12 protein-coding genes and 1 pseudogene are annotated in these 13105 nt (G+C 67.0%); 7 read left to right on the plus strand and 6 right to left on the minus strand.

The features are described 5' to 3' along the window. Positions 1-47 precede the first annotated feature (47 nt). Entirely contained in the window at positions 48-743 is a 696-nt protein-coding gene (locus DXZ73_RS39205) for a hypothetical protein (protein WP_240351151.1), read from the minus strand. 63 nt (positions 744-806) lie between these two features. Between DXZ73_RS39205 and DXZ73_RS39210 the strand changes: the two genes are divergently transcribed. Then, positions 807-1106: a transposase gene (locus DXZ73_RS39210; protein WP_240351152.1), complete on the plus strand. Its 300-nt coding sequence runs from the start codon at positions 807-809 to the stop codon at positions 1104-1106. Between the two features lie 360 nt (positions 1107-1466). Further along, a pseudogene (locus tag DXZ73_RS39215) lies at positions 1467-2219 on the plus strand (transposase); the annotation flags it as partial. 302 nt (positions 2220-2521) lie between these two features. Here DXZ73_RS39215 and DXZ73_RS03935 read toward each other — a convergent pair. Both DXZ73_RS03935 and DXZ73_RS03940 read right to left on the minus strand, forming a co-directional pair. After that, a complete protein-coding gene (locus DXZ73_RS03935) occupies positions 2522-2935 on the minus strand; it encodes an NUDIX domain-containing protein (RefSeq protein ID WP_116209636.1) in 414 nt (137 codons plus the stop codon). A gap of 40 nt (positions 2936-2975) precedes the next feature. Continuing rightward, positions 2976-4088 carry a serine hydrolase domain-containing protein gene (locus DXZ73_RS03940; RefSeq protein ID WP_116209637.1) on the minus strand — a complete coding sequence of 371 codons (1113 nt, stop codon included), beginning with the start codon at positions 4086-4088 and terminating at the stop codon, positions 2976-2978. A gap of 285 nt (positions 4089-4373) precedes the next feature. Between DXZ73_RS03940 and DXZ73_RS03945 the strand changes: the two genes are divergently transcribed. After that, a complete protein-coding gene (locus tag DXZ73_RS03945) occupies positions 4374-4688 on the plus strand; it encodes a DUF6980 family protein (protein ID WP_116209638.1) in 315 nt (104 codons plus the stop codon). 121 nt (positions 4689-4809) lie between these two features. Further along, complete coding sequence (locus DXZ73_RS38725) at positions 4810-4950, plus strand: hypothetical protein (protein WP_205519099.1); 141 nt, start codon at positions 4810-4812, stop codon at positions 4948-4950. Positions 4951-5161: 211 nt separating this feature from the next. Here the strand turns inward: DXZ73_RS38725 and DXZ73_RS39220 are convergent, their stop codons facing one another. Continuing rightward, a complete protein-coding gene (locus DXZ73_RS39220; RefSeq protein ID WP_240351154.1) occupies positions 5162-5626 on the minus strand; it encodes a hypothetical protein in 465 nt (154 codons plus the stop codon). Between the two features lie 254 nt (positions 5627-5880). Continuing rightward, positions 5881-6147 carry a hypothetical protein gene (locus DXZ73_RS03965; RefSeq protein WP_116209639.1) on the minus strand — a complete coding sequence of 89 codons (267 nt, stop codon included), beginning with the start codon at positions 6145-6147 and terminating at the stop codon, positions 5881-5883. 205 nt (positions 6148-6352) lie between these two features. Between DXZ73_RS03965 and DXZ73_RS03970 the strand changes: the two genes are divergently transcribed. The 3 genes from DXZ73_RS03970 to DXZ73_RS03980 are packed head-to-tail and all read left to right on the plus strand — an operon-like array spanning position 6353 to position 10956. Next, complete coding sequence (locus DXZ73_RS03970) at positions 6353-7768, plus strand: hypothetical protein (RefSeq protein ID WP_116209640.1); 1416 nt, start codon at positions 6353-6355, stop codon at positions 7766-7768. Then, positions 7765-8754 carry a polyprenyl synthetase family protein gene (locus DXZ73_RS03975; RefSeq protein WP_116209641.1) on the plus strand — a complete coding sequence of 330 codons (990 nt, stop codon included), beginning with the start codon at positions 7765-7767 and terminating at the stop codon, positions 8752-8754. The genes DXZ73_RS03970 and DXZ73_RS03975 overlap by 4 nt, the downstream gene beginning before the upstream one ends. Positions 8755-8769: 15 nt before the next feature. Beyond that, complete coding sequence (locus DXZ73_RS03980; protein WP_116209642.1) at positions 8770-10956, plus strand: geranylgeranyl reductase family protein; 2187 nt, start codon at positions 8770-8772, stop codon at positions 10954-10956. A 213-nt stretch (positions 10957-11169) separates the two neighbouring features. Here DXZ73_RS03980 and DXZ73_RS03985 read toward each other — a convergent pair whose 3' ends face one another. Continuing rightward, positions 11170-12009: a hypothetical protein gene (locus DXZ73_RS03985; RefSeq protein ID WP_162890014.1), complete on the minus strand. Its 840-nt coding sequence runs from the start codon at positions 12007-12009 to the stop codon at positions 11170-11172. Positions 12010-13105: the final 1096 nt, after the last annotated feature.

Below are 13105 nucleotides of genomic sequence, written 5' to 3' on the forward strand. Positions count from 1 at the left end.
GCGGGCCGGCAGCATTGGGGTTGAGGTGCCGTCCTCGGCGTCGTGTGTCAGGGCGCTGTGGCGTAGCCGGTGGAGTGTCCAGCCGTCCAGATCCTCGATGTCCTCAGGTGAGGCGAGGCAGGAGTTGGGGCGGTGCCGGACTGCCAGTGGATCCACTCCGTGGCCCCGCCCTTCGCGGTGGTCTTCCCGCGTTTGTCCTGCGGGTACAGGTCTTCCACGTTCAGGCACAGCACCTCGTCGGCTCGTGCGGCGGACTCGTAGAGCATCTTCCAGCACGTCTTCTCCCGCAGGGCGACGTCCAGGCGCCACAGGGCGGTGATCTGGTTCTCGGCAAGGGCCTTGGTGCGGTCGGGCGGTGCCGGCCGCCGTTCGATGCCGATCGTCGAGTCGCAGTCGATCCAGCCCTGGCGCTGCCACCAGCCGATCGCCTTGCGGGCGATGGACAGTTCGCGGTTGACGGTGTCGGCGTCCATCTCGTCCGCCCGCTCTTCCGCCAGTTCGGCCAGGGTCTCCAGCAGTGCCGGGTCGTCGATCGCGGCGACGGAGAAGACGGGCGGCTCTGCGCCCCGGCGGGCGGGCCCGGTCGGCGCGGGTTCGCCGGCGAGCATCCATCCCCATGTCGTCAGCGAGATCCGGCAGATCCACGCGGAGGACTTCGCGATGCCCGCGCCGGTGAGGTAGAGCTCGACCGCATTCTTCCGCCGAGGTGCTCGTTGTCCCTCCGCCCCCGTTCCGGTGAGCAAGTCCCGTCTCTGACCGCGCAGATCGCGCGGGCGAGCAACCCGGGCGGTACGACGGCGATGTGGGTGAGAGACCGCCTCGACGGGCTGTGGTGCGACGAGGACTTCGCCGGCTGGTACCCGCGCGACGGACGCCCCGGTCTCCCGCCCGCCCAGCCGGCCACCGTCTGTGTGCTGCAGTTCCTGCTCGGCCTGCCGGACCGGCAGGCAGCGGAAGCGGTCCGCTGCCGCATCGATTTCACGTACGCTCTGGCCATGGAACTGGACGACCCCGGCTTCCACCACAGCGTGCTGGCCGACTTCCGTGAGCGCCTCACCACGACGACCGCGCCGACCGCCTCCTCGACCTCGCGCTCGCCCGCCTGAAAGAGGCCGGACTCGTACGCGATCGCACCACGCAGCGCACCGATTCCACCCACGTTCTGGCCGCGGTGCGCGACTTGACCCGGCTGGAGCTGGTCACTGAAGCGGTTCGTGCCGCGCTGGAAGAAGTGGCCCGCACGGCCGGGCATCTGCTGATCGGCTTGGCCGACGAGGAGTGGGGGCGGCGCTACGGCCGGCCGGTCCGTTTGGGCAAGAACCCCACCCGGCCCAAGACCAGGATCCTCGCAACCGGCGACGACCCCTGCCGACTGCTGGAGCGCCTCCACCGGCACGGACTGGGCTGCCGACCCGGCCCGCAGGCCGAGACCCTGCGTCGGATCATGGTGCAGAACTACTACCGTGATGCGGGAGGCCGCTTGCGCTGGCGCACCGCCGAGGACGGCGGGCTGCCGCCCTCATCAGGAGCGATCGTCTCTCTACGACACCACCGCTCGCTACGTCCGCCATGGGCACATCATCCGCTGGAAGGGGTTCGCCGCCCACCTCACCAAGACGTGCGCTCCCGGCAGCGTCAATGTGATCACGGATGTGGCCACCACCTCGGCCGCCACGAGCGACGCCCAGGTGCTGCCCGGCCTCCACACTCGGCTGGCGCGGCGTGGGCTGCTGCCCGCCGAGCACCTGGTCGACGGCGGCTACACCTCGCTGGTCCACCTGGAACGAGCCGCACGCGAACATCAGGTCACCGTCAGCGGACCGCTGACGATCAACCCCACCCGCCAGCACCGCCTGGGCGAGGGCTTCGGCCGGGACGATTTTCACATCGGCTTCGACCGCCAGCAGGTCACCTGCCCGAACGGCCAGGTCAGCGCCGGCTGGCACGGCCCGTACCCGACCTCCGAGCCCGCCGGCGCACCCCTGATCGTGGCCCGGTTCGCCAAGAGCCAGTGCCAGCCGTGTCCGGACCGGCCCCGGTGCACCAGCGCCCCGGCCAGGAACGTGGGCTTTCCTCCGCGAGAACTCCGCGACCTGCAACTGCGCGTCCGCGCCGAACAGCAGACGCCCGAGTGGAAGGCCCGCTACGCGGTCCGCTCCGGAGTCGAGGGCACCGCCAACGAGTTCGCCCATAGACACGGAATACGCCGCTGCCGAGGACAGCCCAAAGCCCATCTGCAGCACGTGCTCACGGCCATCGCCGTGAACATCGAACGGCTCAGTGGCCAACCAGCAACCGAGGCCCCCCGTACCAAGACCGCCGACCGCCTTCCAGACCTACCTCGACCAACACGGGATCCCCCGCTCGAAGTCCTGGCGAACCCTCGGCACCTGACCTCAACCACCAAGATCCCCGGCAGAGTCAAGCTAGTAATCACGCCTGGTTCACCGGGGACCGGTGAACCGACGACTGGTAAACCGACGTCTGAAAACCCGTCCCCGGTGATCCTCCGACGAGCCGTTCAGACGGCCCCGTCTCGCTGGTGCTGCTCGATGACGGCATTCGCCCACGGGCACATGACCAGACGCGGGATCACTGAGGCCGCGAACCAATGCAACATGATCCCCTCCGTGAGGGTCAGCGCATCGGCCTCACCATCCCAGTGCCCCAGGAAGACCGTGATTTCGCCGCTCGTCCCATCCGGACCACGCGCCGTGACGACGACGTACTTCTTCAGCTCCGGCAGGACCAGGCCCGCCTCCTCCTTCAGCTCCCGGGCAATAGCCGTCTCGGGCGTCTCCTCGCCCTCCCGGCCCCCTCCGAGCAGCGACCACGTGCCCGGATCACAAATACCTTCGATGTTGTCCCGCAAGTGCAGCAGGTACTCACCGGCCGAATTGATGATGAGAGCTGCGGTGCCCTTCGGTTCCTGCATGGCCTCTCAGGGAAACTCCCGGGATGTCGCACACCACAGCCTATTCGCAGAGGGCCGAGTCGACTGCGTCGAACACCTTCAGTGACGGCGACGTCGCATTAGTGACGGCGGTGGCGTGGCGGCCGTCGGCGGTGACCATGGTCAGCGAGGTGTAACCCAGCACCGAGCCACTGATTCCCCAGGCGGTGCCACCGCAGGACAGGGCGCGGCTGGTGAGGCCGAGGCCGAAGTCGAAGCCCGGCCCGGCATGGAAGGTGGTCTGCATCTCGGCCAGACTCGCGGCGGATACGACCTTGCCGCCAATAAGCGCCTGGTAGAAGGTGGTCAGGTCCTGCTGCGTGGAGATTATGGCTCCCGCGCCGCTGTACTGGGACGGTTCGAAGTTCGGAGTGACATCGGTCCAGAAGAAGAACGGGCCGAGGCGGCCGCCATTGTATCCGTGGACGTAGGGGGTGGCCAGGGAGCGGTCGCCCGCGAGGGGGTAGATGGTCCGGGTCAAGCCGAGAGGCTCGATGATCCGGTCGGTGACCGCCTTGCTCAACGGCGCGCCGGTAACCCGCTCAACGAGCATGCTGAGGATCTGGTAATTGGTGTTCGAGTAGTGGAACTCCACCCCGGGCTTGGAGGCAGAGGGCAGGCGGAGGCCGTCACGCACCACCTCGGCCAGGGCGTAGGTCCCGTCCGGGTTGGCCTTCGCCTGCGGCTTGTCGTTCGTGGGGATGCCACTGGTGTGCTGGAGGAGCTGCCTGATGGTGATGGCGTTGCCGTCGTGTCCGTTACTGGCGACCACGCCCGGCAGGTACTGCTCGATCGGTGCTCCGAGGGAGACCTTGCCCTCATCGGCCAGCTGCATGACCACGGAGGCGGTGAACGCCTTGGTCTGGCTACCGATGCGGAAGCGGTCGGCGGGCTGAATAGGCTGGGTGGCGTTGACCGCGCCGGTGCCGACGGAGAGGCTCCATGTGCCCTTGCCGTCACCAGCGTAGAGGCCCGCTCCCGGACCGCTTTCCGCCTGATAGGCGCTGAGGACCGCCTTGGTGGCGGCATGGTCGCCAGCCGGTGCGGCCTGCGCCGAGGCCGGTAGCGCGAGCACGGCCGCGGTCACCGCACCGACCACGGCAGCCGAACGTCGTCCACAGGTGTTCAATCTCATCAGAACTCCCCCATTGTCATACGGATGAGCGGATTCTTTGATCTCAACAGGCCCTCGCACGAGATCTTCACCGGCCAAACAAAACCAGCCACCCCCACGAATCCTGGTCGGGGGCGAAGTTCCACGGCGAGGAGTCGTGGGAATGGATGTGGCTGTCGCTCGCCTGCACCAACAGCTCCAGCCGTGCCCACTGCGTATCCGCCAGATCTCCACGCGCCATCCGGTGATCATCACAGACCGTGATCTACTTCTGGGCATGGTGCCGATGAACGAGAAGCCGAGGTCATGACCAACCACTGCTGCGTGGAGATGAGCCGCCGCGTGAACGTGCGCTGCGACCAGCACGACGACCCCTTCGCCTGCCCGGACGCGCTGATCAATTTCAGCGCCAAGTTCCAGGAGTACGGGTTGATCATCCACGACGGCGGTACATCGAGCATCACCATCGACTTCTGCCCTTGGTGCGGACGACGTCTCCCCGAGTCACAGCGGGACCGATGGTTCGGCGAGCTGGAACGCCGTGGGATCGAGCCGTGGGAGGACGAAGTCCCTGCCGAGTTCCAGGACGACCGCTGGCTCGCAGCCCTGCCTCGGGACTGATGAACCAGCAGCCACTCAAGCCACTTCCGGTACACGCCCTAGCTTGACTCTGCCGGGGATCTTGGAGTTTCCCGGTGCGACAGCATGGTCGACGGGCATACTCGGGTAGTTCCGCCGACCGATGAAGCTGTCGAGGTGCCCGTTGTTCCTGCGCCCCCGTTCCGGTGACCACGTCCCGCCCCTGACCGCGCAGGTCGCGCGGGCGAGCAACCCGGGCGGCACGACGGCGATATGGGTGCAGGACCGGCTGGACGGGCTGTGACGCGAGGTCTGGGGACACCTGCTGGTCCACCACGCCATCCGCACCCTCATGCACGACACCGCCGGCCAGGTCGGCCTCGATCCCGACCGGCTCTCCTTCATCCGCAGCATCCGCCTCGCCCGCCGACAGGTCACCGCGCAGGCGGCCTTTTCCCCCTGACCACCTGGCCGCAGCCCTCGCGGACGGCATCCGGGAGATCGCCGCACGCCCGTTACCCGCCCGCCGCAGGCGCTCCAACCCCCGTGTCGTCAAACGCAAGATGTCCAACTTCGGCGTGAAACGCGACGAACACCGGCACAGCCCCCAGCCCACCCGCGACCCAGCCGAGGCCGTCACCATCGCACCCCACTGGCGCACCACCCCGACCAACCCGCCAACCAAAATCCCCAGAAGCTGGGACCGTTAAGTCACTGGTCTTGCGGCTAATCTCGATCTTTCGTGACGGTCCGTCGGTTTCTTCGGCGGGCCGTTTCGATTTGCCGGAGCGGTTGTCGGTCATCATCATGCCGATCGCCGCGCCGAGCCCCAGCGGCTCGCGGCCGTCATGGCGTACGACGGTGCCCGTGCGCCGCTTCGGCTTCGGGCTGGTGGTGCCGTTCTTCTTCGCCGCCTCCCGGGCCGCGACCAGGGCCTGGCGCGCGAGGTCCATGCCGCTCAGCTCCGACTCGGTGGTCATGCGATCACCGCCCCGGTGACGTCGTCGTCCAGCGAGCGGGCGGCGAGTCCGGGCAGCCGGTCCGCCCACGGCGCGGGCACGGCCTGCTCGGTGCGGGCCGCCGTCTGCACGCGCAACTGCTCCAGCCGCACCGTCAGCAGGTACTCGGCAGCGCGCTCCCGGGCCGCGTCGGCGGCCTTCGCCGCTGCCGCGACGGCGTCCGCCGATGACCCGGCTACCCCGGGGCGCGCGGACAGTTGTCCGCGCGCTACCGGCTATCCCAAGCCCTCGCCCGGGTGCAGTGGACGAATGGGGCCGGTGACCGTGAACCGCAGGGGCACTCCGTCCAGGGCCACCGGCTCCTGGGGAAGGTCAGTGCTCGACTGCAGATACACGGTGATGACGTATGCGGTGCCGGGCGAGGTCGCCTGTCCGGTTCCGACTCCGATCCCGACTCCGACGGCCCGATAGGTCGCCAGGATGTGCACCTTGTGTCGGTCGAGGACGCGGCGGACGTGGTCAAGGGTGTTCGGCTCGCTCATGAGGGGCTCTCTGGCCTGGCCTGCGACGGACGTGCGGACCGTGGCTTCCGAGCGTACCGGCCGCCCTGTGGTGCTGCCCGGATGGCTGGGACGTAGCGGACATGCGAGGACGTCACTGACACGGCCGATCAAAAGAAGTCGCGAAATGCGCTGAATAGAATACTTTAAGCCGGTAGTAGTGGGCGGAAACGAGAGAAGACCCGTCGTGGACGAGCGCTATGCAAAGGCCCGGTCCTTGTCCCAGGCCGTGAGAAGGACGTACTGGCCCGCCTACGAGCAAGACCCCAACATCGTGGGCATGGCTTTCGGGCAGCGGATCAGCGGCGGGCAGCGGACCGACGAACCAGCCGTCTTGATCTACGTAGCCCGGAAGATCTCCTCTCGTTTCCTCCCCCCTTCCCGTGAGCTGCCTCAGCGCCTGCCCGTGGGAGGGGAGCACATCGAGGTCGACGTGGTGGAGACCGGGCCCGTCTATCCGCTGGCGTTCACGGGACGCACCCGGCCGGCACCCTCCGGGATCAGCATCGGGCACACCCTCGTCACCGCAGGAACCCTGGGATGCCTGGTACGGGACAACACCGACTCAAGCCTGTGCATCCTCAGCAACAACCACGTCCTGGCCAACGAGAACGCGGCCACGCCCGGCGACACCATCGCCACGCTCAAGCGTTTCATCTCCATCGGCATGTCCGGCAACAGAGTGGACGCCGCCATCGCCCAGGTGACGAACCCGGGCGACGTCGTGGACCAGATGATGAACAACCTGATGCCCGTCCCGAGCCCTCGTCACCGGGCTGTGGGTCTGCTCTTCGCCGGCAGCTGCAACCGTACGTTCTTCAACCCGATCCAGGACGTCTTGGCCAAGCTCAACATCGCCTTTCCCGCCGGCGCCGACTCGACCGTCACCGCCGAGCTCGGGATGAACGTCGAGAAGGTCGGGCGCACCACCGAGTACACCACCTCGACCGTCCTGGAGATCGACGTGACCACAAAGGTCGGTTACAACTTCGGCCAAGCGACGTTCGACGGCCAGATCGCCACCGCCTGGCTCAGCGACGGCGGGGACTCGGGGTCCCTCGTCTGCCAGGGCGGTGCGGGCGGCAACGAAGACCATTGCGGTAGCTGCTTCCTCATCTCCATGGCGTCCAGCATGCTCGGTGAGGACCTCTCTGTTCACCAGCAACTGGAGAAGGAGTTCCGGGAGCGGTACCTCAGTCAGACCCGCGTCGGCAAGTACCTGATCGACGTGTTCTTCTCCAACCAGGAACGGCTGGTGAACCGGGCGCGGCAGGCCCGGCCGAGCGAAGAGGACCGGGCTCATGCGCGCAGTCTGTACGACCGCTATTCCGAACTGATCACACGGATCATGGCCCGGCCCTACGCCGATGACACGCGCCTGTCGGCCGAGCACCTCACCGAAGCGCGGCAGGCCCTGGAACTCGCCAAGAAGCACATGACCACAGAGGAAGCCGCGGTCGCGGACGGATTCTTCGACCTTGTCAAGCGCGCCCAGGGACTAAAGCCCGGAGAGATCCTCCAGGCGCTCAACGCCCCCGCGGTGTACAACCAGGTGAAACAACTGGTCTCCCAGATCGACTTCCTTCAACAGCCCGAACCGTGACCACCAGCCGGACCACCGGCGAGGACTGGCTCGCCTGCGCACGCACCCGAGCGGCCCTCACCGGGCTCGACAGCATCCTGCGCGAGGCGACCGCCGCGGACGACGCGCTGCTGCGCATGATGGCCGGCCATCTGGTGCAGCGAGGCGGCAAACGGCTCAGACCGGCCCTGCTGCTGCTCTCCGCCTCCTACGGCTCGTACCAGTGGACCCGGCTGCTGCGCGCGGCAGCGGCACTCGAACTGGTGCACATCGCTTCCCTCTATCACGACGATGTGATGGACCGGGCATCCACGCGACGACACGGGCAGAGCGTCAACGCCTGCTGGGGCAACGAGCTGGCCGCTCTCACCGGCACCTACCTGTTCGCCCGGGCGAACAGCCTGCTCGTGAGCTTGGGCAACGAGCCCCATCACGTGGCGGCCCGGGCCTTCTTGGAGCTGTGCACCGGACAACTCCAAGAGGTGGAGAACGTCTACAACACTGACCTCACCGAAGCGGCGCACCTGGAGATCCTTGCGCGCAAGACCGCCACACTGTTCGAGCTGCCCTGCGTGTTGGGTGCCCTGCTGAGCAAGGCACCACGGCGGTGTGCGACCGCGCTCCAGGCCTACGGACAGCACCTCGGCCTGGCGTTCCAGCTCACCGACGACGTGCTGGACCTGCCGGGGCGAGGCCGCAGGTCGGGCAAGCCGGCCGGCACCGATGTCCGCGAGGGCGTCTACTGTCTGGCGGTGCTGCGTGCTGTACGCACCGGAGGTGCCGTCGCCGTGCGGCTCAAAGACCTGCTCGGCCGGGAGGACATGACCGTAGAGCAGGTGGCCGAGGTGTACCGGCTGGTGGAAAGCACCGACGCCGGCTCAGCAGTACTCGAAGTGGCCCGCTCCTATGCGATGAGGGCCCTTGAGGCTCTCCAGGTCCTTCCCGAGGGGCCACCACGCCAGTCCATGGAGAACCTGGCCCGGCACGTCCTCATCAGATCGAGCTGACGGGCGGGTCGCGGAATGGATGCAGACGTCATCGTGGTGGGTGCGGGACCGGCCGGAGCCACCACGGCGTACTGGCTGGCGCGCTACGGCCGGCGTGTGCTGCTGCTGGACCGACAGCAGTTTCCCCGGCCCAAAACCTGCGGGAACGCGCTCGGCCCGTCGGCCGTAAGCCTCTTGCAAGAGATGGGAGTGCTGCACCGCCTGCAGAACGAGAACGGGGATCTGCGGCACATCCGTGGTATGCGGGTGCGCATGCACCAGCGATGGCGCACCTTCACTCACGAAGGCGGGCGCTCAGGGCTGCTCGTGCCACGGATCATCCTGGACGAGGCCATCCGGCAGCAGGCGGGGGCTGCCGGAGCCGCCATGCTGCCCCGCACACGAGCCGTCCGCCTCCTGCGGGACAACGGCACGGTGGTGGGCGTGGAGGCATCGCGGGCCGGCCGACGGACACGGCTGCAGGCCCCGGTCGTGGTGGTTGCCTGCGGGGCCGCAGTCGACGCGCTGATCCCCGCCGCGTCCGACCATGCCGCAGCGGGCCGCGGACAAGCTGTCCGGGGCCATCTGTCCGGCCTGACCGGGCTCACCGACATGCTGGAGATCTACACCCCCGTCACGTCCCCCTACGGATGCGGGCTTCCCCCTTCCTACGGGTGGGTCTTCCCCACCGGATCGTCCACCGCCAACGCCGGCGTCGGAGTCCTCGGACCATACCCGGGCAGCCACCTGACCACCCTCTGGGACACCTTCGTCCGTACGCTGCGCGACACCGACCCACGGTTCACGGGACTGCGCCAAGAAGGCTCCCCGCAGAGCGCTCCCATGCGCTTCGACTTCGTTCCTGAACGGTGTGCCGCTCCCGGCCTGCTGCTTGTGGGCGATGCCGCGGGGATGACGTCCCCCTTCACCGGCCAGGGGATCGGTCCGGCGATGGAATCCGGCCGCCTGGCAGCCCTCACCATCCACGCCCGGCTTCGGCCCGGGGAACCGTCTGCACCGGATCTTTCGGACTACATCCGCAGCCTCAAAAGCAGCTACGTCGGCCACTTCGAGGACGGCAACCGATCCGCCCGCCGCCACCTGCTGGTCTGGCGGACGCTGCACAGCACCTTCGACAGCGAGCGGCCCCTTTTCACACTGGGCCGGCAGGCACTCCTCTTCCCGGACAGCTTCGACGAGGCCCGCGTGACCCGCGTCCTGGACGACGCCACAGGCATCCTTGCCGACAAGTCGCCCCGGCTGCGGACAGATCTGCTCGCCGTCAGCGAGGTACTCCTGAACGCCGTACGCACCGACTGGCCGTTCCTCGGCCGCATCACTGCGATGGGGCGAAGCATGCCCACCATTCCCCTGCGCCCGGCCCTCTTCGTTCTGCTCGCCGGCCAGCTCATCGCCCCCGGGCGCGCGCCGGACTCCGCCGTCCTTGCCGCGGCTTCGGTGGAGCTCGGTTACCTGGCTGCCCTGGCCGGGCTCAGCGTCGTCGAGGAATCCCGTGACGGAGATCCCAAGCATGATGGCAGGCTGGCGAATTGGGGCAACATGCTGGCCCTGATGGTCGGTGACTTCCTGCTTGGCAAAGCCAACGAGCTTGCGGCCCAGGCAGGCACCGCCGTGAGCCAGATGTTCAGCCAATCACTCGCAACCGCCACCGAAGGTCAAATCCGCCACGTGCGCCATGCACACGACCTCCACCTGACCAAGGCTGAACACACCGCCATCCTGACCCAGCAAACCGCTACGCTATTCGCGCTTCCCTGCAAGCTGGGCGCCCTGCTCGCCGGCGCCACGACAGCCGAAGCAGCCGCCCTTGAGGCCTACGGCCGCCACCTCGGTCTGGCCTTCCAGCTCACCGAGGAAGCCCGCAGCGCAACCGGTCAGCCAACGCGGCTGGGCACGACACTGGCCTCGGACCTGGCATCCGGAATTTTCGGGATCCCCGTCCTGCATGTACTGCACCACAACAGCAAACTCGGCACGCGACTGAAGTCCTTGATCGTCAGATGCCCCGGCACGAACCAAGACATCCGGACCGTCATCCGGCTCGTCAAAGAGGGTCACGGCGACACAACGGCACGAACTTTGGCGTCCCAGTACGCCGAACAGGCACGGGCTGCACTGCGGCACTTCACCCCGGGGCCTGATCGCCACGCCATGGAACGCCTGCTGGACCATACCCTGCGGCCCTCGCGCCCCCTTTCATGACTGAGCACGCATAAACATTCATGTAAGGAATGTGATAACGACAAAGCCGCCGAGAACCTCCGCCAGGGCCGGATCAAGACGCAGGCCGTCCCCACTACCCCGCAAGGACGTCTGCTCGCTCAGAGTGGGGAATGCAGTGGCGGCCGACAAGCACGTCACCCCCCGACCCGCGACCGGGATGGGGATAGGACACCACACGAGTGGACGTGCCTGTCACCAGCGGGGAAGGGCAGTGCGGTCCTGGACGGTGATGTGGAGCATGTGCAGCGCCTGAGTGCGGGTCGGGCGGACGACCTCGAACCAGTCAGTGCCCTGTTGCAGGTGGTGGACGATGCCGCGGTAGTAACGCCAGCCGAATCCGACACCAGTCCGCCACACCGTGTCGCGGTACCGGCTGCCGATGACCAGCTCGCCGTGGAGGTAGACGGAGTCGAGAGGCCGGGCACTGGCTTCGAAATGGGCCAGGACGGCTGCCGCGGCGCGGCGCAGCGGGCTGGTGTGACTCCAGCGGGCGAGCGCCTCAAGGGCTGCGGGATGGCTCGGGTGGGCGTCAGCCAGCTGGAGTTGCCGAATGGTGGCGGCCTTACGGTCGACCAGGTCGGTGAGATCGATGCGGACCGGGCGCGGGACCCAGCGGTCGATGCCGTCGAAGGCCTCGATCATATGGTCGCGCGGGGCGCGAACCGCTGCGGGATCAGGGGTGAGGGCGGCGAGCCGGGCGCGGGCGGCAGCCACGGGTTCGCTCCGGGTCCACAGCAGGGTCAGCTCGAAGCCTTCCTCTTCGAGGGTTCTGCGTTCGCCGAAGTGGATCTGCAGGTCACGGCTGTTGCCCTTCAGGGCCCGCTTCATCGACGCGGAGGGGTCGCAGCCGTAGGACAGGGCGTGAACGAATTCGGAGGTGAGGCGGCGCCTGGGACTTGCTTCAGCCGGTCTGCCGTGGGGCGGCGGGGCCCGGGAGATGATCGTGCTGAGGGGCCCGGTGTAGGTGGTGCCCAGCTCGGTCACGGTCTCGGGGAAGGGGCCCGGACCGGGCGGCCGTGGACGGCGATTCACGACAACACCCGCATCCCGGCTCCAGTCCACGAGGCTGATCAACCTGGGGACCACAAACCCGCAGGTCAAGTGCCACTTCCTATTGGAATTCTCAACCCAATGCGCTGGAAGGTCTCATTTGACAGCAATCAGGATTTCACTCACCGGCACTAACCAACCCATAGAGATATTGATCCGAGGACATTCCAATGAGGCGTCAGTGTGACGCTGAAGCGAGAATCTATAATTGCTGCTATCGCGGGCTGGCGAAGACATACATCCAGCACGTCCTCACCGCCGCTGGCGTCAACATCGTCCGTCTCAGCGAGTGCTTCCCTCACGGCACCACACCTCAGACCCGCGACGGACAGTCACACCGTTCCAACGGACCGTCAGAACACCGCACCCCCGACTAGCAGTTGATCAAGTAAGGATCGCCAACAGCATCCCGAAAGAGAGACAGGGGCCAGTGAACGGTTTTTCTGGAGTCGTTAGGGGGATTAGCATCAGGATCATGACGGTCATGTAGACACACTTGACCTCCGCCTGCTCAATTAGGGGTCTGTGACAAGTACGTCATACGTCATTACCAAGACCACCTCGCTCACCGCCGCACGATGCGGCCGCAAGGAAAATACTGCCCCGTCGCCGACTGCGAGTAGCGCGAGTTCGAGAAGCACTTCGACAAACACAAGATCGAACTCGCTGCGCTACGACCAGCATCTGGCCGATACAGCCAGCGGCGACAACGTGCCCGAGTTCACTGTCCGCCGCCGGCGCGACGAACTGATCACCCTCCTCGCTGCCCAGGCCTCACGCCTGGGCCGGGCGATGGCGACCGCACAGCGGTGCACCCTTACCGCGTTCATCGATCGAGTGGAGGCTGGAAGGGCCGCCGTTTCACGGTGCCGCCCCACCAATCCGCCGACCAGATCCCCTTCCTTGCCGGTTAAAGAATTGACTATATATCAATCCGTAAAGACGTCTCGCAGCACCCTCGCTGCCGACTATGCATAGCGCCTTTCCTCCCCTCTGCGTCACTGGTCCAGGCGGATCGCCAGACATGACCACGTCCTAAGTAGCGGCACAACTTCCTTCGCAACAAGGAGGATCTGGG

This window comes from Streptoverticillium olivoreticuli subsp. olivoreticuli, from assembly GCF_003391135.1.
GTDB lineage: Bacteria > Actinomycetota > Actinomycetes > Streptomycetales > Streptomycetaceae > Streptomyces > Streptomyces blastmyceticus.

What these genes read in the sequence shown, in the direction of transcription:
- DXZ73_RS03965 (WP_116209639.1), bottom strand. Translation starts at nt 6,147, where the DNA reads ATGAGCGAGCCGAACACCCTTGACCACGTCCGCCGCGTCCTCGACCGA.
- DXZ73_RS03935 (WP_116209636.1), bottom strand. Translation starts at nt 2,935, where the DNA reads ATGCAGGAACCGAAGGGCACCGCAGCTCTCATCATCAATTCGGCCGGT.
- DXZ73_RS03940 (WP_116209637.1), bottom strand. Translation starts at nt 4,088, where the DNA reads ATGAGATTGAACACCTGTGGACGACGTTCGGCTGCCGTGGTCGGTGCG.
- DXZ73_RS03945 (WP_116209638.1), top strand. Translation starts at nt 4,374, where the DNA reads ATGACCAACCACTGCTGCGTGGAGATGAGCCGCCGCGTGAACGTGCGC.
- DXZ73_RS38725 (WP_205519099.1), top strand. Translation starts at nt 4,810, where the DNA reads ATGAAGCTGTCGAGGTGCCCGTTGTTCCTGCGCCCCCGTTCCGGTGAC.
- DXZ73_RS39220 (WP_240351154.1), bottom strand. Translation starts at nt 5,626, where the DNA reads ATGACCACCGAGTCGGAGCTGAGCGGCATGGACCTCGCGCGCCAGGCC.
- DXZ73_RS03980 (WP_116209642.1), top strand. Translation starts at nt 8,770, where the DNA reads ATGGATGCAGACGTCATCGTGGTGGGTGCGGGACCGGCCGGAGCCACC.